Raw genomic sequence first — 18267 nt, 5'->3', positions numbered from 1 at the left:
AGGGTGTCCACGAAGCTGCGGAAGGGGATGAGCGCCATTCCGCGGCGGAACAGTCGGGCGTGGTGCGAGGCGCCCCCCGCTGTCCGCCGGGGTGTTGAATCGGGCCGATTCACGCCGTTGCGTCCAGAAGCGCCACGGGTGACGATGCACCCACGAATGAAGCGTTCTCCGCGAAGCGCCCAGCACGCGGCCGTCGTGGCCGAGCTGGAGCGGGTGGTGGCGAGTCCGGTGTTCGGTGGGTCGGCGCGGCAGATCCGGCTGCTCCGTTTCGTGGTCGGCGAGGCCCTCGCGGGGCGCGGCGCCGATCTGCGCGCGCCTCTCCTCGCCACCCGCGTCTTCGATCGGCCCGACGGCTTCGACTCCGTCGAGGACTCGATCGTGCGCGTCGAGATGAGCAAGCTCCGGCGCGCCCTCGAGCGCTACTACGCCGCGAGCCCCACCGCCACGGTGCGCATCGAGCTGCCGCGCGGCCGCTGTGCCCCCGTCTTCGCGATCGGGCCGGCCGCGACCGACCCCGCCCAGCCCTCGGTCTCCCCGCGCCCCCCGATGGATTCGCAGCCTGCCGACTGGCCTGCGCCATCGTCCCCCCGATCGGGGAGCATCCCGACCAGCGTCGACGGGCCCGTTGTGGCGATCCTCCCCTTTACCTCGATCGCCGCCGTCTCCGCCTCCTTGAACGCGGACGCGTCGGAGAGCGAGCCGCCGGTGCCGGGCACGACCGGCACGCGGAGCCGCGCCATCGCCCACGGCCTGACCGACCGGCTCGGCGACCTCTTCGTTCGCGCCCCGCGCGTGCGCGTGCTCTCGCGCGCTGCCACCCTGGATGAGGCCGAGGCGCGGGGGGCGCGCTACGTGGTCGAGGGGAGCGTGCGCCTCATCCCCGGCGCGGTCCGCGTGACGGTCAAGCTCCACGACACAACGCGCGGGATCCAGGTGTGGGGCAAAGCGTTCGATCGCTATGACGTCGACGGCCGCCTGTTCGCCGTCGAGGACGAGATCGCCCGCGAGATCACGGCCCTGCTCGTCACGCTGCCCCTCGGCGCGGTCCATGCCATCGAGTCCGAGGAGCGCTCCGTCCACCCGCCCCGCTCGGCGTACGAAGTGCTCCTGCGCTTTCCCCGGTGGCTCGCCACCTTCGATGGCGACCTGCAAGCCGAGCTCGCGGGCCACTGCGCGCGCTTTCTCGACCGCGATCCCGATGACGGCGTGCTGCTGGTGTATTCCGCGTTCTTTCAGGTGCTCTCGTCGTGGACGGCGGCGGGGAGGGAGCACGACCTTCGCCAGGCCGCCGATCATGCGCGCCGGGCCGTGGCGCTCGAGCCCAAGCTGGCCCATGCCCGCCAGGCGCTCGCGCTCGTACTGCTCGACGCCGGCGACGGTCCGGGGGCGCTGGCCGAGGCCGAGATCGCCCTGAAGCTCGACGGGTCGCTCATGTTCACGGGCTTCGTCCTCGCGCTCGCCGGTGACTGGGAGCGCGGCACGGTCATCCTCCGCAACCACCAGCGCCTGGCGAAGCGCTATCCCGCCGCCGTCCACCACGCCCTCGCGCTCGACGCCTATCGCCGCGGCGACCACGCGGCTGCCCTCATCGAGGCCGAGGCCATCGTCCCCCTCCACCTCGCCTGGAGCGCGCTCGACCGCGCCGTTGCCCTGGCCCGCCTCGGCCGCCTGGCCGAAGCCCGCGCCGCCGCCTGCGAGCTCACCGCCATCCTGCCCGACGCCGCGCGGGATCCCCGGGCCCTCGTCAGGCGACTGACAGCGGACCAGGCCCTGGTCGACGATCTCGTGGTGGCGCTCGCGTGCGCAGGGCTCGGTTGAGGGGGAGACGGCGGCGGCGGGGGAGACGGCGGCGGAGGAGCGCTGCGATCGCACGCGCGGGTGCGGCGCGCCCTTGCGAATGCCTCCTTCAGCCTTGAGATCGCCTTCCCGGGCGCGCAGTCACCCGCTTCAAGGCTTGAAACGCCCGACGCGGTCGCCGAGTCGGCGATTTCAGGCCTTGAAACGGCTTTCTCGGCCGCCGAGTTGGCCGTCTCAAGCCTTGAAACGCCCCGCTGGGCCACAGAGTCGGCCGTCTCAAGCCTTGAAACGGCCGACTCGGCGATCGAGTCGGCCGTTGCAACGCTTGCATCAAGCGTTGCAACGGCCGAGTCGCCCGCTGCAACGCTTGCATCAAGCGTTGCAGCGGGCCGCGGGCTCACGCGTCTGGCGAGGGCGCCGGCTGGGCGGGCGGCGCGGCCGCCGACTCCGGCGGCGTGGCCGGCTGGCCGGGCGGGAGCGCGTCGCTCACGCCGCTCGCGCGGTGGACCTCGGCGAGGTCGTCGAAGATGAGCGGCAGGAGCTCCGGCTTGCCGAGGTGGGCGAGCAGCCCGCGCACGAGGTTCTTGTTGGCGTTGTACACGCCGAGCCAGGCCTCGCGCGCTGTCGACACCTCCGGGCCCAGCTCGAGCCGCTCGACGCGCGTGGCGCGCTGCTGCCGCTCGATGATCCCGAGCTTCTCGTGCGCTTCCCTGAGCTCGGCCAGCCACACCTCCGCGCCCCGGACCTTCTCGCGCTGCCTCTCGAGCTCGTCGGCGATGTGCCCGACCGCGGCGGTGAGCTTCGTGATCCGCCGGCGCGCGAGGACGCTCGGCGTCTCGCCGCGAAAGAACAGCCTGGGATCGACCGGCCTGCCTTTCAGCGAGTCGAGGTACGAGGCGAACCGCACGATGACGTCCCGGGCCTCCTCGAGCACCTCGCTGCTGTCGAGCTCCGGCGCCGGCTTGGGCTGCCGGTCGAGGACGTTCGTGATCGCCTGATCGGCCATGAGCTGCTTGCCGATCGCGAACTCGACCATGCCGTCGAGGGCAGGGAGCTTGCCCATCAGGACCGCGGCCATCTGCTCGCGCGCGAACTTCCCGTAAATCTTCGTCTCGAAAGGATCGATGTAGGGGTCTGCCACAGGCGCCTCCTTGGGTTGAGCAAAACGGGCTGATGCTTGCCGAGCGCGGCTGCCCTTCGCAAGGTCGTGGCAGGGATCTGGCGCTGGCAAGGGTCGAGTCCGACCATCACCGCTTCATTCGGGGCCCCCCGAGGCCGGCAGGCGTTGCAGGAGCTCCTCGCGGTCGCCGGCATAAACGCCCCGGGGGAATGCGCGCCGGTGTTGCTCGAGCAGCAGGCGCGCCGCGTCGCCGCCGCCGGACGTGAGCGCCGCGATCGCCGCTCGCCACAGCCGGTCCTCGACCCTGGATGGGCCCTCGCCGTCCTGATGCGGACCACGCGCTTGCCATGGGCGCGATGGGCTGCGACCGGTCGCCCTGGGACCGCCGTCCGCGCCGCCGGCGTCCGGCTGGTCCGGCGGCAGCGCCGGAGCCCAGGGGAGGGCCGGGCCGCGCTGAAAGGCCGCCGGGAGCTGCGACGAGCTCAGCGCGATCGCGTCGGCTGGCGGTGTCGCAACATCGTCTATCCGATCCGTGGCGAACAGCACCAGCGCGCCCGCCACCGCGCCGGCCGCGCTGCGGGCCACCGATCTTCCGACAGCGCGTGTCGCCACCTGCGATGTGCGCCGCGAGCTCGCCGCCCGGCTGGCACCGCCGCAAGACGGCGCGCGCCCGAGAGCGCGGCGGGCCCAGCCGAGCAGCCGCCGCAGCTGGCCTCCGTGGAGCGGCCCCGACGAGGCGCGCGCTTCGCCCGCGTCGAGCACGACGGCGAGCGGCACGAGCAGCGCGCCGCGGCCGCGGTTCCGCGCCCGCCAGCGCCGCGCGGCGGCCTCGAGGCTCAGCCGCGCGAGCCGGAGGTGGTTCCACGCGGTGTTGCGCGGGATCGCGCGCTCCTCGGCGATGTCCTGGACCGCCTCCTCCTCGAGGTCGTGCGCGACAAGGATCTCACGGCGCGTCGGAGGGACCTCCAGGAGCAGCTCGTCGAGGATGTCGCTCCGTTGCGCCTCGATGAGCCGTGTCTCGGAGTCCGGCGCGTCGCTGGAGAGCCCGTCCAGCGCCTCCTCCGGCCAGAGCTCCTCGTGCCGCCGATGGGCGCGCTGGCGCTCCTTGGAGATCAGGTTGAACGCGATGCGCAGGAGCCAGGCGCGCATGGTGCCGAGGCAGGGATCGAACCGGGGCAGGGACCGCGCGGCGCCGTGGAAGATCTCCTGGACCATGTCGTCGCGATCCGCGCCCCGGAAGCCCCGCCGCTCCACGTAGCGGCGGATCGCCGCCTGGTGCTCGGCCATGATCGCGTTCAGCGAGAGCGGCGATCCCTCCGGAGCGGCGTCCGGTTTGCGAGAAGGTTTCCCCATACAAGCCCAGTTACCCGGGGAGCTCTTTCTACATTTGAAGAACGTCATGCGGGGCTGAGTCGCGCCGGGCTCACACGGTTACCTGGCGAGCTCGTTCGGCATTTCAAAAAACGTCACGGCGGGCTGATTCGAGCCACGCTCGTTGCGTTCACGTGGGGCGCTCCGCCCAGGGTGCGGGGACGAGGCGGCGCATTCCGGAAATGCATCCCAGATTGTCAGGCAGATGAGTCGATTTTGCTGTTTTCTCCGCGCCATGACGGCTTGACCGCAAAGAGACCCACCGCGTAGGGTGCCGAGGAGATGGCGTCCACAGGCCGGTTGCTCCTCGCGGTGGCCGCTGCATCTGTCGTGTGGAGTCGCGCGACGATCGCCGCCTGCGAGGGGCCGCCTGCCGCACCGTCCGGAGCGGCCGAGGCGCGCTCCAGGGCCGAGGAGGCGTTCGCGCGGGGCGAGCGTGCGCGGCGCGCGAGGCGGTGGGAGGAAGCCGAGGTGTCGTACCGCGCCGCGTGGGAGGCGGCGCCTCGGCCGGAGTTCGCGGGGGAGCTCGGCCTCTGCGAGCTCGAGCTGAGGCAATTCCGGGACGCGGCGGAGCACCTGCGGGAAGCGCTGCTGTATCCGGACACGCTCGCGGCGGCGACTCGGCGGCGCTTATCCGCGGGGCTCGAGCGGGCGGAGCGCGAGGTCTCGTCCGCGACCGTGGCGGTGAGCCGGCCCGAGGCCGAGGTGTTCATCGACGGCCAGCGGATCGGCCGCGGGCAGGCCACGTACTTCGTCTACCTCGATCCAGGGCGGCACGAGGCGCGCGGCAGGCTCGATGGATACATCGAGGACACCTATCCATTCGAGGCGCAGCGGGGCCGGGAGTCGATGATCGGCCTTCACCTGGAGGCCAAGCCCCCGCCGCCGGCCGCGGCGCCGGTCGCGCCTGTGCCGGCCGCTGCCGCGCCGGCGACGCCCAGCGGCCCGCCGGCGGGCACGGTGTTCCGCATCGGCTGGTTCGCGCTCGCCTCGGCGGGGGTCGCGATCGGGGCGAGCTTCTCCGTCGCAGCGGCGGTGCGCGGTGGAGAGGCGGAGGCGCAAGCAGATCGGATTCGCCGGCGCGGCGGGCCCTTTGCGTGCGCGGACAGGGACTACGTTGCTCCCTGCGCCGTGCTGCACGACATGAACGACAGCCGCGACACGCTCGAGGCTGCCGCGATGGCGGGCTTTCTTGGCGCGGGGGTCGTCGCCGCGATCGCGCTCTCCTCCTTCTGGTGGGCCCCGGCGCCGGGCAAGAACGCGGTGCGTGCGGTGCCGGTTGCGACGGTGCAGGATCGGGGCGTGCTCCTCGCCGGGACCTGGTAGGGCAGCCAAGGAGAAGGAGACCGAAAGGGACGGTGCTGGCAATGCGGAGCGTGCGAGGTTTGCTGGTGGGCGTTTCGCTCCTCGGAGCGGGCGGCGTAGCGGCGGCGGGCGGGGGCGGTTGCCGTGGCGAGGACGACTGCGTCGAGGACGTCCTGTGCGAGGTCGTGAACGAAGACGGCACGAGCAACCGGCATTGCTGGGGCCAATGCGTTCGCGCACCAATGGGCGCGTTCGGCGAACCGGTGCTCGTCTGGACAGGGCCCGAGACGCTCGCGCCGTCGTCGTGCGACGATCTCGTGCGGGTCATCCCCGAAACGGGCGAAAGTCTCCCTCTCGTCGGCGCTTCGCCGGTGTTCGTTGGACGGGCCCTGCCGATCGCCGACCACGACTGCCCAGCGTGCGACTGCATGGCCCCGGGATGCGCGCTGCCCTCGGGCGTGACGGCGAGATCGCGCGCGATGTGCGGCGAGCTCTCCGGGGACACGATGACACCGTTCCCCTCGCCGCCGGGCTGGGATGGGTCGTGCGTGTCCCCCGGTTTCCTGGCGCCGGAGCAGTTCGGCTCGCTCACCATAGCGCCTGTGCAGATGTGCGTGCCCTTCGCCGCCAGCGAGCCCTCGCGGCCGCTGGCGGCGGGCACGGGCAATATAGCGATCGCATGCAGCGGTCACGTGGAGCTGAAGCTGTGCCCGGACCCCTCGGATCTCTGCATGCTGTACCAGCAGCAGGCGCATCTGCCAGACGGCTGGCGCCACTGCGTCGTCGCGGACGATGATGGGACGATGGAGTGCCCGCATCCCGGGGAGACGGAGGACCCTCGAAGAGTGTTCTCCGAGAAGCTTTCGGTGTTCTACGACGACCTGGTGGCCGCACCCGCGTGCACCCCGTGCGGGTGCGACGCGCCGACGACGAACGGATGTGAAGCGCTCCTGTATGCGTACGAGGACCGCGCGTGCAGCGACATACTCTTCTTCATCGATGTGCACGCGATCGACGAAGAAGCCTGCGTGGTCCCTGAGCCGAGCTCGAGCCTGGGCAGCCTGAGCGCCACGTGGCTCGCGAACGACCCGGAGCGCTGCACGCCGAGGGGAGGGGAGCCGTTCACCGAGGTAAAGCACGGCCAGCCCAAGATCCTGTGCTGTCTGCCGAGGCAGTCGTGAGGCCGCAGGCGGGCGGGACGCGCGCCGTTGATCGGCGGAGCCACCAAGGCGCAGGGGGCGGTCTCATCGGCTGCGCACGGGATACAGCGGTGAGGTCGACATGAGTTGGAACAGAAAGCGGTGGTTTCTGCGCTCGCTGAGCGCGCTCTCCCTGGCCGGTATGAGCGGCGTGCTGGCCGCGGGGGCCTGCAAGACGGGCGAGCAAACGTGTGGCGAGCCGTGGAGCCTGTGCCCGGTCGTCAACGACGATGGCACGAGCAACGGGGTCTGTTCGGGCAAATGCGTGATACAAGAGCTGGCCTTCTTCACCGAGCCATTGCTCCTCTGGATGGGGCCCGAGGAGTCCGAGCCGTCGTGCGAGGAACTCGTGTGGCTCAACCCCGATACGGGCGATACAGAGCAGATCGCCCCGACGACGTCGTTCTTGCTCCAGTCGATGCCGCCCGGCGAGGAGCTCTGCCCTGAGTGCGCGTGCACGGGGCCGGATTGCGTTCTGCCGCGGATGGTTGAGGCGAACTCCCTCTCGTCGTGCGAGCGGACGACGACGGCGACCTACACGCCGTTCGATCCGCCTGCGGATTGGCGAGGTGCCTGCGTATCCCCGGGTACCGTGCCCTCGGAGCAGGTCCGGTCGATCTGGACCGGGTCGGCCACCGAGGCGCCGTGTACACCCACCACCGTCGATCGGCCGCCTCCCGAGGGGCCTTTGCGGCTGGCGGTGGCATGTCGAGGCATCGTGGCCGAGAGCCGGTGCCCAGGGTTCACGGAGCTGTGCATGGTCCACCAGCAGGAGGCCCATGTGCCCCCAGGCTGGCGCTACTGCATCGCCGGGAACGGCGGTGACCAGAGCTGCTACCCGCCTGCGGAGCCCGGCGGGGCTCCTACGTTCTCGGACAAGCTGACCTTCTACCGTCGAGACGCGGACAGGGCGGACTGCCAGCCCTGCGCCTGCCTCCCCAGCACGCCAAGTCGGTGCGAGGCGCGGGTGAGCGCCTACGCGGACCGCGCCTGCAGCGAGAGCGCGCTCATCGGCGCCGACGAGGTGGTCGCCGGTGAGGGGGATGGTTGTCTGCAATTCGATGCCGGGCCGTCGCTCGGCAGCATGCGCGCAGAATGGGTAGTGAATGAGCCGGGAAGCTGCATCCCGGTCGGCGGCGGGCCACGACCCATCACCGTCTGCTGCTTGCCCGATCCCGCCGGATAACCCGGCCGGCCCTGAACGGCCACGGCGCCAGCAGCGTCGACGGCGCGGTCCCCGACAAAAGTACTTTACGCCGCTCCGGTGGCTGCCGTTACCATGGCCATCTCTATGCCTGCGCCCGCCGACCCACCTCACCGCTTTCCCGAGACCTCCTGGGGTCTGGTCGGCAGGGCCGGCCAGCCGCTCACCCCCGAGGGGCAGCAGGCGCTGGCCACGCTCTGCGAGCTGTACTGGTATCCCGTCTACGCCTTCGTGCGCCGCCGCGGCGCGCCGGCCGACGAGGCGCGGGACCTGACCCAGGGCTTTTTCGCGCGCCTCCTCGAGAGGAACGATCTCGCGGTGGCCGACCAGGATCGCGGGCGATTTCGGTCGTGGCTCATCGCGTGCGTCAAGCACTACGTCGCGAACGAGCGCGAGCGCGCCCGCGCCCGGAAGCGCGGCGGCGACGCCGCGCTCCGCAGCTTCGACGCGGACGGCGCGGAGCGACGCTACCAGGCGGAGCCTGCGCACGCGCTCACACCCGAGGCGCTCTACGAGCGGCGCTTCGCCCTGGTATTGCTCGAGCGCACGCTCACCGCGCTGCAAGACCAGTATGCGCAGGCCGGACAGGCGCGGCTCTTCGAGGCGCTCAAGGGGCGGCTCTCCGGGGAAGAAGAGGAGCGCCCGCACAAGGAGGTCGCGGCGGCGCTCGGCATGAGCGTGGAGGCGGTGAAGACCGCGACCTCCCGCCTGTACGACCGCTACGAGCGGAACCTTCGCGAGGAGGTGGCGCGCACGGTTGCGCGCGTGGAGGACGTGCACGAGGAGCTGCGATCCCTGCTCTCGTCGCTCGGGGAGGTCCCGTCGGTGGACGGTAACCTTCACGGCCGGATCCGGAACGACGGGTGATGGCTCATCGAATCAAAACCGCTGTCGCCCTGGCCCCGACGGTCCGCGTCTGCCCGACATGCCGGTCGGAGATGCCGCAAGATGCGCCGCACGGCCTCTGCCCATCCTGCCTGATCGCCCGCGTGATCGACCGCGGCGCACCGCCGTCCGATCCCGACCCGCCTGGCCAGGAGGACAGACCCCTCCCGTCGTTGCGCCTTGGCGCGTACGAGATCCTCGACCGCCTCGGCGAAGGCGGCATGGGCGTCGTCTACCGGGCCCGACAGGTCCTCGCCGATCACCGCATCGTCGCCCTCAAGATGCTCCGGAGCGGCCCCTTCGCGAGCGACGCCGCGGTGCGACTGTTCCAGCGCGAGATCGCGGTCGTCTCCGGGCTGGATCACCCCAACATCGTGCCGATCTACGATGTCGGCGAGCACGAGGGGCGCGCCTACTTCACGATGAAGTTCATGGCCGGCGGCACGCTCACCGACCGCCTCGAGCACTTCCGCGACCCGCGCCGCGCCGCCGGGCTCGTCGTGAAGCTCGCCCGCACCGTTCACGAGGCCCACCGCCGCCACATCCTGCACCGCGATCTGAAGCCCGCGAACATCCTCTTCGACAAGGACGGGGAGCCTTGCGTGGCGGACTTCGGGGTGGCCAAGCAGCTCGGTCACGAGGGCGGCACCATGACGGGCGACCGCGTGGGAACGCCCGGCTACATGGCGCCGGAGCAGGCGAAGGGTCTCGCGAAGCGGGTCACCGCGGCGGCCGACATCTTCAGCCTCGGCGTCATCCTCTACGAGCTGCTCACCGGGCAACGCCCCTTCGACGCCCCGACACCCATGCAGTCGTTGCGCCGCACCATCGAGGAGGAGCCGGCCGCGCCGCGCTCCCTCCGCCGCGACCTGTCCCGCGATCTGGAGGCCATCTGCCTCACCTGCCTCCGCAAGAAGCCCGAGCTCCGCTATGGCTCCGCCGAGGCGCTCGCCGACGACCTGGAGCGCTGGCTGCGCGGCGAGCCCGTCGTGGCCCGCTCCCCCGGCCCGGTCAGGCGCGCGCTCCTCTGGTGCGCCCGCCATCCGGCCGCCGTGGCGCTGATCCTGGCCGCGACGCTCGCGTTCGCGGGCGCGGTTGCCACGGCGCGCGCCCAGCAGGAGGCGCGCCGGCAGGAGGTGCTCGAGGGCAACGTCTACGCGGCGCGGTCCGTCGCCGGCGCGGTGCTCGCGCAGCTCTCGCACTATGGCGTGCTCGTGTCCCGCGCCGCCGCCGATCCAAGGGCCGCTGCGCTCCTGGAGCAGCCGCATCTCGCGACGCTCGATGAGCTCCGCAAGGCGTACGTCGGCCGGGACGGAGGCCCCTCGCTGGGGGCCTGGTTCGTCGTCAATCGGGAGGGCGTGCTCCTCCTGCACTGGCCGCGGGCGTCGGCGCCGCGGGGGAACTACGACTTCCGCGATTACTTCCAGGGCGCCCGGCGCCTCGCCGAGGGGACGGATCCCGGCGTGGCGTATGTCTCCCGTGCCTTCGAGTCGGAGACCGACCACAACTACAAGTTCGCCCTCGCGGCCCCCATCCGCGGCGCCTCCGGTGAGTTCGCCGGGGCTCTCATCGCCACCATCGCGACGGACTCCCGGCTCGGCGCGCTCCAGCTCAGCGACAGCCGTCGAACCGCCGCGCTCGCTGCGCGCCGCGACCGCGAGCGCGGCGGTCCGGCTCCGGCGAGCGATGAGTTCACGGTGCTGGTCCACGACGGCCTCGGTCATGGCGAGAGCGCCCCGCTCCGCAGCGCGACGCTGAGCGGGCTCCTGCCTGGGGCGCCGGCCCCCGGCGCGCCGGCGCTGGATCAACTCCGGCTCCCGCCGCCCGATCTGGTGGCCTCGGTGGCCGACTGGCGCGATCCGCTCGCCGAGCGCGATCCCGCGCAGTACGGCGGCGCCTTTCTCGCCGGGATCGCCCCGGTCGGCCACACCGACCTCGTGGTCATCGTCCAGAGCCGCGCCGACGAGGCCATCGCGCTCGACGCCGACCCGCGCCTGCGGCTTGTCGCCTGGAGCGGCGTCGCCCTGGCCCTGCTCGGCCTCGCCTTCGCGGCCGCGTCGGCGGCCCGTCGCCGTCGCCGCCGTCTTGCCTACGAGCGGTAGGTCTCGACAGTACGCATGGTCCCGCTCCTCGCTAGAGCGGGCGACCGATCCGGGCGCGGATCTTCGCCTGCACGTCCAGCGGGAGCGAGCGCACGTAGTCCTCGGGGAGCAGCCGCAGCACCTCGTCGGGAGCCAGGAGGAGCCGCTCCTCGGGGGTGAGCCCGGCGAGCCGCTGCTCGGGCGGCAGGCCGGCGAGCCGCTGCTCGGGCGGCAGGCCGGCGAGCCGCTGCTCGGGCGGCAGACCGGCGAGCAACTCGTCCACCGGCAGCGCTGGCAGCAACGCCTCGATCGGCAGCTTCTTCAGCAGCGTCCGCAGCACCTCGTCGAAGCCTTCCAGCTCGCGCATCGCCATCGCGATCTCCTCTGCACCGACCTGCTCGGCCAGCCACTGGCGGGCCTCGACCGTTCGCGCCTCGCCGTGACCGGGCAAGTGTAGCAGATCGTCGTCCTCGGCATCGGCCACCGTGGCGAGCTCGATCAGCTTTCAAGGCCTCTGCTCCATCGCATTACGACGATGGGTAACCTTTCGTCTCGCATCCTTCAGGAGCAGGTGAGTCGTGTCGACTCCGGGGCTGCGCGGACGCGCTGCGCCCGAACGCCGCCAACGCTCGGGCGTGCACGCGGATACCGCCGCGCGCACGCCCGAGACCGGAGGTCCCATGAACCAGCAGCAGGCCGAGATCTACGCGCGCCTGGAGGCCCTCCCGCTGGACGCGGAGAGCGCCTCCTTCCCGTTCACCGCCCGCCTCGCCGCCGACAACGGCTGGTCCGTCCCCTTCGCGCGGCGCGCGGTCGCCGAGTACCGCCGCTTCTTGCTCCTCGCCGCGACAGCGGGCCACCCTGTCTCGCCCTCGGACGAGGTCGATCAGGTCTGGCACCTGCACCTGCTCTACACGCGATCCTACTGGGAGGACCTCTGCGGCCGCGCGCTCGGTCGCCCGCTGCACCACGAGCCCACGCGGGGAGGCCGCGAGGAGCAGGCGAAGTTCGCGGACTGGTACGCGCGGACCCTCGAGAGCTACCGCCGCGTCTTCGGCGAGGCGCCGCCGCCGGACCTCTGGCCCGCGCCCGCGGCGCGGTGGCGTCCCGGCCAGCGCTTCCAGCGCATCGACGTGACCGCGTGGTGGCGCCTGCCCCGGATCCGCCTCGGCCGGGGCGGCCTCGCCCTGCTCGCGGCGATCGCCGCGTTGATCTCCGCCTCGGGCTGCGCCGCGGGCGCGCGAAGCCTCGAGGCCATGAGCCTGAGCGGGGCGCAGCTCCTCGCCGTCTACCTCATCCTCGAGGCGAGCCTCTTCGCCGCGGCCCTGTGGATCCGGTCTCGCGCCCGGAAGCCGCATCTCCGCGACGTCGCGCCCGTGCCGGAGCTCGATCCCCATGAGGTCGCCTACCTGAGCGGCGGCGCCGAGCGCGCTGCCGACGCAGTGCTCACGAGCCTGGTCGACCGGGGCGCTGCCGCGATGCACCCCTCGCACGGCCTCGTCCGCCAGGAGCCCTCGAAGGCCGCGAACCTGGGTGAGGGCTCGTACCGCGGCTCCTCGTCATGGCCGGCTGGCTCGCACCCCTTCGAGCGCTCCGTTCTCACGGCCCTCAGCTACACCGAGCCCACGTCGCTGCGCGACGCGCGCGCCGCGTCGGCCAGCGCCGCCTCGGCCCTCGCACAGCGTCTCGAGGCCGCCGGCCTCGTCCTGCGCGCCGACGTGCAGCGGCGTCTCCGTCGTATCGGCCGCGCCGTCGCGCTCGCGGCGCCCGCGCTGGGGGCGCTCCTGTTCTTCGTCGGCCTCTCGCTCGCCATGGGGGGCTGGTTCTGCGCCCTCGCGCTCCTGGGTGCGCTGGCGTCGTGGCTGCTCGCCCGCGACCTCTTCGGCGCCCGTCCGGTCCACCGCACCCACGCTGGCGACGCGGTCCTCGCTGCCCTGCAGCTCGCCCATCGCGACCTCCGCGAGCGTGGGCCGGCCCTCGCCGGCGTCGAGGCGTCCCTGGGCGCTGCCCTGTTCGGCGTGGCCATCCTCGGCGGCGGCTCGCTGGATCCAGTAGCGCGCGGCCTCCAGCAGGCGCAGCGGCCGGTCCCCGCCGCCGCCAACGGCAACGGCGGCGGTTGCGGCGGCGGTGGCGGGTGCGGCAGCGGTGGTGACTGCGGCGGCGGCGGCGGCGGCGGTTGCGGCGGCGGCGGCGGTTGCGGCGGTTGCGATGGTTGATCACCGCCGTCCCCCCGGGGTCGTCCCTCCGGGGCGGCGGCCTCCTCAGTGCTCTCCGCGACGCTCGCGCTGAGCGGCGGAGGTTCCCGCCGCAGAGCGGCCCTCCGCCCGCCTACCTGGCGAAGATCGACCCGTTCCAGACGTAGCGCACCGGCTGCGCTCCCCCCCACGGCAAGAGCAGCGGCTCGAAGCCGCCGACAGGCCCCTTGTCCTGGTTGAAGGGATACGTCTGCTCCGTCCACTCCCCGGCCCGCCCGGGGGCGAGCTCGATCCCCACCTTGTCGCCCACGCGCACGAACTTGAGCTCTCCGGAGACCTTCTTGTCGCCGATGCTGCGCGCGACCTCGGCCGCGAAGATGCGCTGGATGCTCTCGCCCTCGACCCGGAAGATGAGCACCACGTCGCGGTCCACGGTCCCGGCGCCCGCCTCCTTCGGCGCCGCCGCGCGCACCGTGCCGTGGACGATGATCTCCGCCTTCCCGTCGCCGGTCAGATCGCGCGCGCTCACCGAGCGGATGTCGGCCGGCGAGGCGAACTGCGCGAGCGTCATGAACGCGTACCCCGTGCCGCCCCGGAAGCCCTTGCCGAACACGACGAGATCGCGGTCGTGCAGGAGCACCCGCTCGGGCTCGCGGCCGCTCGCCACGTCGGCCCCCAGGTCGAACCGCGGCTTGCTCGACGAGGCGCTCCGGTCGCGCCGGTAGAGCGCGTACACCTTGTCGAGCATCTCGGCCGGCGAGAGCGCGGGCGGCTTCGCCGGGCCCCGCGCCTCCTCGGCCTTGGCCTGCGGCGGGCGCGGCCCCGCGGCCGCCGCCTGCTTCTGCTCGCTGGCCTTCGTGAACACCGCCCCGGTCAGCTTGTAGAGCTGCGACTTGATCGACCCCCACGGCAGCAGCAGCGGGTCGTACGTCGTCTCCACCCCCTCCGCGTAGTTGCTCGCGTCGTACCGGGTCGCCTTGCCCGGCTCCACGCGGATCGCCATCTTCGCGCCGTCGGGGACGAACTCGACGTCGTTGACCACGGAGCCCTTCTCCGTCGCGATCGCGATCTCGTGCTGGAAGATCGGCTTCGGCGTGTCGCCGCCGCCGAACTGCAGCACGTGCATCACCTCGCGGTACTTGGCGCCGCTGCCGGACCGCTTCCTCAGGATGAGCTCGGCCTGGCCGTCGCCCGTCACGTCGCGCGCCGTGAGCGACGGCAGCATCCCCTCGTTGGCGTCGACCCCGAGGTCCTCGAAGTAGTACTGCGCGCCCTTCCGGAACCCGGGGCCGAGGACGATCAGGTAGCGCTCGTGGACGATCACCCGCTCGCGCATCGCATCCCCGGCGATGTCGGCGACGAGGTCGTAGCGCGCGGCGCCGCGGATGCCCTTGCTCCGCAGGAGGCCGTCGGTCAGCGCGAGCTCCGGCTCGGTCGCGAGCGGCGAGAGCGACCCGTAGGCCTCCGAGGCGGCGCTGCCGACGACAGCGTCGACCCCCCCGCCGCCGTCGGCGTCGTGGACGAAGAACCCCGCCCGTAGCCCGACCCGGGTCGTCGCCGCCTCCGGGAACGCCGACCAGGGGATGCTCGCCTCCAGCGTGTACCCGCCGCTCCGGGGCGCCTCGACCACCTTCGCCCCGGCCACCGCCTTGCCGCCCGGGAGCTTGACGCTGCCCGCGGTCTTGCCCGGCTCGCCCGGGTACAGCGCGACCTCCTGGACCCTGCCGCCCGGGAAGCCGAGGACGAGCTTCACGTGGTCGGCGCCGCCGCGCAGCGCGTCATCGGTCACGTCGGCCGCCACGTAGACGCGCGCGTCGTCATAGGCGATGGCCGCCTGCGCGGAGAGATCGGCCTTGGTCGGCTTGCCCGTCACCCGGGTGCCGAGGGAGACGAGCGCCACCGGCCACTCCTTCGGGACCCCATCGAGCTTGAGCCACTTCGACTCGACCAGCGGCGCCGCGAGGGGCGCGCCGGCGGCGAGGGCGGGGGAGGGCGCGGCGGCGCTTACGGTGACCAGCGCGACCAGCGCGACCGGCGCCAGCGCGGCGAGGCGAGAACCGAGGGCGGGAGCCCCCGGCGCACGGAGATTCGGTGTTCGACGTCTCATAAGCTCGGGTTTGGACGCCTCTCCGCGCCCGCTTGTTCTTACCACGAGCACTTTGTTTCCGGATCGTCCCGCGTGAGCGCGGCGACCCCCCCGAGCTCGCCCCCCGAGCGTGGCCTGGGCGGCTACCTCGACGCGGCAGGGGAGGGGGCCGGCGACGCCGGCCCACAGCGGCGGTCAGCGGGGATCGGTCGACGCGGCGAGGCGGGCAGGGCCGGCGTCGGCGGGGCGGATCCGGCGGTACACGAGCTTTGCGATCTCGACGGCCGGCACGATGAGCGCCGAGAGGACGAGCAGGAGCATCCACTCGTTCGTGGACATCGCGTAGGTGCGGAAGACCGGGCGCAGCGCGGGCACGAGCAGCGCGATCAGGTGGATCGCGGCGCTCGCCGCGACCGCCAGCAGGAGCGGCAGGCTGACGAGCGGCTTCGACGCGAAGATCGAGGTCACCGGGCTCCGGCAGCTCCAGGCGTGGAAGAGCGGCGACAGCGCGAGCAGCGAGAAGGCCACGGCGCGCGTGCGGAGCAGCGCGTCCTCGGTCTGCTCCGACGTCGCGTAGAGCGCCACGGCCGCGAGCCCCATGATCGCGCCGACGTAGAGGATCCCGAGGTAGTCGCGCTTCACGAGCAGGCCCTCGTCGCGCGGGCGCGGCGCCTCGGACATGAGCTGCGGATCCGGCGGATCGATGCCGAGCGCGAGCGCCGGCAGGCCGTTCGTCACGAGGTTGATCCAGAGGATCATGAGCGGCGTCAGCGGCGGCCACTTGCCGAAGAACGAGACGACGAACACCGCCACGAGCAGGCCCATGTTCGACGAGAGGAGGAAGAAGATGAACTTCTGGATGTTGCGGTAGATGGCGCGCCCCTCGCGCACCGCCTCGACGATGGTCGCGAAGTTGTCGTCCGCCAGCACGAGGTCCGCCGCCTGGCGCGCGACGTCGGTGCCGCCGCGCCCCATCGCCACGCCGATGTGCGCCTCGCGCAGCGCGGGCGCGTCGTTCACCCCGTCGCCCGTCATCGCCACGATGTGGCCGTGCGCCTTGAACGCCCGCACCAGCCGGAGCTTCTGCTCCGCCGTCGTCCGGGCGAAGACGCGCAGGTGCATGATCCGCCGCGAGAGCTCCTCGTCGCTCATCGCGGCGAGCTCCGCGCCGCTGAGCGCCTCGTCGCCCTCGTCCCAGAGCCCGATCTCCTTCGCGATCGCCGTCGCGGTGAGCCGGTGATCGCCCGTGATCATGACGGCGCGGATGCCGGCGCGGCGGCACTCGGCCACCGCCTCCTTCACCCCTTGCCGCGGCGGGTCCATCATCCCGACCAGGCCGAGGAACGTGAGCTCGCGCTCGACGTCGGCCTCGTCGCGGCTGACCCGGACGCGGCGGCAGATCGCGAGCACGCGCAGCGCGGACGCGCTCAGGCGATCGGCCTCGGCGAGGATCGCGCGCCGGTCGTCCTCGGTCAGCGCGCGCACGCCCTTGTCGTCGGCGAACTTCACGCAGAGCGGCAGGAGCACGTCGACGCTCCCCTTCACGTGCGCGATGTCGCGGCCGCGATCGTCCCGCGTGATCACCGTCATCCGCTTGCGGTCGCTGTCGAAGGGCAGCTCGTGCACGAACGCGTGCGACGGCGCCACCGACTCGCGCGAGAGGTCGCCCTTCGCGGCGAGCGTGAGCAGCGCCGCCTCGGTCGGGTCGCCGACGATGTTCCAGCGGCCCGTCTCCTTGTCCTCGTTGAGCGACGCGTTGTTGCAGAGCGCCGCCGTCGCGAGCAGGTACGTGAGGGGCGCCGTGAGCTCGACGACCTCCGCGCCGGCCTCGTCGCGCAGCGCGCCGACCGGGTTGTACCCCTCGCCGGTCACCGTGTACTGGTGGCCGCCCGCGTAGAGGTTGCGGACGGTCATCTCGTTCTGGGTGAGCGTGCCCGTCTTGTCCGACGCGATGATCGTCGCGGCGCCGAGCGTCTCGACCGCGGGCAGCTTGCGCACGATCGCCCCGCGCCGCGCCATGCGCTGCATCCCCAGCGCGAGCGTGATCGTCGTGATCGCGGGCAGCCCCTCGGGGATGGCCGCCACGGCGAGGCTCACGCCCTCGAGCAGGAGCTCGTGCCACGGCCGGCCGCCCCGGATGAACCCCCAGCCGAGCAGCACCGCGGACAGCCCCAGGCACACCCGCAGGATCACCGAGCCGAAGCGGTCGAGCCGCTCCTCGAGCGGCGTCTTCTGGTCGCCGACCGAGCGGATCATCTCGCCGATGCGGCCGAGCTCGGTGTTCACGCCGGTCGCGGTCACCACCGCGCGCCCCTTGCCGCGCACGATGCTCGTGCCGGTGAAGACCATCGTGACCCGGTCCCCGAGCGGCGCGTCGCGCGCGACCGGGGCGAGGGCGTCCTTGACCGCGGCCGCGCTCTCGCCCGTCAGCGCCGCCTCCTCGGTGGCGAAGCTGATCGTCTGCACGAGCCGCGCGTCGGCGGGGATCGAGTCGCCCGCCTCGAGCTCGAGGATGTCGCCGGGCGCGACGTCCTCGGCCGCGATGACCACGGTCTTGCCGCCGCGGCGCACGCGCGCGTTCGGCGCGCTGAGCTTCTGGAGGGCCTCGAGGGCCGCCTCCGCGCGCCGCTCCTGGTAGTAGCCGAGGAACGCGTTCAGGATGACGATGAGCAGGATCGCGATCGCGTCGCCGAACCGGTGGAGGAAGCTCTCCGCCTTGTCGGCGGTGAACCCCACGACCACGGCGATCGTCGCCGCGGCGAGGAGCGTGAGCACGAGCGGGTTCGCGAACTGCTCCAGGATCCGGACGAGCGCGCTCTTCTTCTTCGTCTCGGGCAGGCGGTTCTTGCCGTGCTCGGCGAGGCGCTTCTGGGCCTCGTCCTCGGAGAGCCCTCCGGACGAGCTCACCCCGACGCGCTCGAGGAACGCGCCGACCTCTTCGGCGTGCACGGGGATGGGGGCGGAAGGCGGAGCGGCGTTCGACTCGGTCCGGCGGAGCGCCGTGGCGGCTTGGCTCATGGGCGG

12 protein-coding genes are annotated in these 18267 nt (G+C 72.5%); 7 read left to right on the top strand and 5 right to left on the bottom strand.

The window, feature by feature from the left end; all coding sequences use genetic code 11:
• The first annotated feature begins 156 nt into the window (after positions 1-156).
• Positions 157-1818 carry a hypothetical protein gene (locus tag WME89_RS35450; protein WP_438004069.1) on the top strand — a complete coding sequence of 554 codons (1662 nt, stop codon included), beginning with the start codon at positions 157-159 and terminating at the stop codon, positions 1816-1818.
• A 376-nt stretch (positions 1819-2194) separates the two neighbouring features.
• On the opposite strand, the gene WME89_RS35445 is transcribed toward WME89_RS35450, so the two are convergent.
• On the bottom strand, positions 2195-2938 hold the full coding sequence (locus tag WME89_RS35445) for a hypothetical protein (RefSeq protein WP_438004068.1): 744 nt from the start codon (positions 2936-2938) through the stop codon (positions 2195-2197).
• Positions 2939-3052: 114 nt separating this feature from the next.
• Positions 3053-4270 (bottom strand): RNA polymerase sigma factor, encoded by a 1218-nt coding sequence (locus tag WME89_RS35440; protein ID WP_438004067.1) that lies wholly within the window; start codon positions 4268-4270, stop codon positions 3053-3055.
• 300 nt (positions 4271-4570) lie between these two features.
• On the opposite strand from WME89_RS35440, the gene WME89_RS35435 reads away from it, so the two are divergent.
• The 5 genes from WME89_RS35435 (at position 4571) to WME89_RS35415 (ending at position 10983) form a co-directional block, all read left to right on the top strand.
• On the top strand, positions 4571-5614 hold the full coding sequence (locus WME89_RS35435) for a hypothetical protein (protein ID WP_438004066.1): 1044 nt from the start codon (positions 4571-4573) through the stop codon (positions 5612-5614).
• Between the two features lie 65 nt (positions 5615-5679).
• Entirely contained in the window at positions 5680-6774 is a 1095-nt protein-coding gene (locus WME89_RS35430) for a hypothetical protein (protein ID WP_438004065.1), read from the top strand.
• 100 nt (positions 6775-6874) lie between these two features.
• A complete protein-coding gene (locus WME89_RS35425; protein ID WP_438004064.1) occupies positions 6875-7978 on the top strand; it encodes a hypothetical protein in 1104 nt (367 codons plus the stop codon).
• 93 nt (positions 7979-8071) lie between these two features.
• The gene (locus WME89_RS35420; protein ID WP_438004063.1) at positions 8072-8863 is read left to right on the top strand and encodes an RNA polymerase sigma factor; all 792 of its coding nucleotides are present in this window, start codon (positions 8072-8074) and stop codon (positions 8861-8863) included.
• A 71-nt stretch (positions 8864-8934) separates the two neighbouring features.
• Entirely contained in the window at positions 8935-10983 is a 2049-nt protein-coding gene (locus WME89_RS35415; RefSeq protein WP_438004062.1) for a serine/threonine protein kinase, read from the top strand.
• A 31-nt stretch (positions 10984-11014) separates the two neighbouring features.
• Here WME89_RS35415 and WME89_RS35410 read toward each other — a convergent pair whose 3' ends face one another.
• Positions 11015-11446, bottom strand: coding sequence for a hypothetical protein (locus tag WME89_RS35410; protein WP_438004061.1), 432 nt, complete (start codon positions 11444-11446; stop codon positions 11015-11017).
• Positions 11447-11642: 196 nt separating this feature from the next.
• Here WME89_RS35410 and WME89_RS35405 point away from each other — a divergent pair, with 196 nt between their 5' ends.
• Positions 11643-13178, top strand: a complete 1536-nt coding sequence (locus WME89_RS35405; RefSeq protein WP_438004060.1) for a TIGR04222 domain-containing membrane protein — start codon at positions 11643-11645, stop codon at positions 13176-13178.
• Between the two features lie 112 nt (positions 13179-13290).
• On the opposite strand, the gene WME89_RS35400 is transcribed toward WME89_RS35405, so the two are convergent.
• Both WME89_RS35400 and WME89_RS35395 read right to left on the bottom strand, forming a co-directional pair.
• On the bottom strand, positions 13291-15264 hold the full coding sequence (locus tag WME89_RS35400) for a hypothetical protein (protein ID WP_438004059.1): 1974 nt from the start codon (positions 15262-15264) through the stop codon (positions 13291-13293).
• Positions 15265-15438: 174 nt separating this feature from the next.
• Positions 15439-18261: a cation-translocating P-type ATPase gene (locus WME89_RS35395; protein WP_438004058.1), complete on the bottom strand. Its 2823-nt coding sequence runs from the start codon at positions 18259-18261 to the stop codon at positions 15439-15441.
• Between the last annotated feature and the right edge of the window lie 6 nt (positions 18262-18267).

The sequence above is a fragment of the Sorangium sp. So ce321 genome (assembly GCF_051530195.1).
GTDB lineage: Bacteria > Myxococcota_A > Polyangia > Polyangiales > Polyangiaceae > Sorangium.
The sequence above is the reverse complement of the archived record's forward strand: the minus strand, read 5'-3'. Positions and strand labels throughout refer to the sequence as shown.

Bases quoted from the DNA above. Each gene is read 5' to 3' on its own strand.
- WME89_RS35450 (WP_438004069.1), top strand. From the start codon at position 157: ATGAAGCGTTCTCCGCGAAGCGCCCAGCACGCGGCCGTCGTGGCCGAG.
- WME89_RS35440 (WP_438004067.1), bottom strand. From the start codon at position 4,270: ATGGGGAAACCTTCTCGCAAACCGGACGCCGCTCCGGAGGGATCGCCG.
- WME89_RS35435 (WP_438004066.1), top strand. From the start codon at position 4,571: ATGGCGTCCACAGGCCGGTTGCTCCTCGCGGTGGCCGCTGCATCTGTC.
- WME89_RS35425 (WP_438004064.1), top strand. From the start codon at position 6,875: ATGAGTTGGAACAGAAAGCGGTGGTTTCTGCGCTCGCTGAGCGCGCTC.
- WME89_RS35420 (WP_438004063.1), top strand. From the start codon at position 8,072: ATGGCCATCTCTATGCCTGCGCCCGCCGACCCACCTCACCGCTTTCCC.
- WME89_RS35415 (WP_438004062.1), top strand. From the start codon at position 8,935: ATGCCGCAAGATGCGCCGCACGGCCTCTGCCCATCCTGCCTGATCGCC.
- WME89_RS35405 (WP_438004060.1), top strand. From the start codon at position 11,643: ATGAACCAGCAGCAGGCCGAGATCTACGCGCGCCTGGAGGCCCTCCCG.
- WME89_RS35400 (WP_438004059.1), bottom strand. From the start codon at position 15,264: ATGAGACGTCGAACACCGAATCTCCGTGCGCCGGGGGCTCCCGCCCTC.
- WME89_RS35395 (WP_438004058.1), bottom strand. From the start codon at position 18,261: ATGAGCCAAGCCGCCACGGCGCTCCGCCGGACCGAGTCGAACGCCGCT.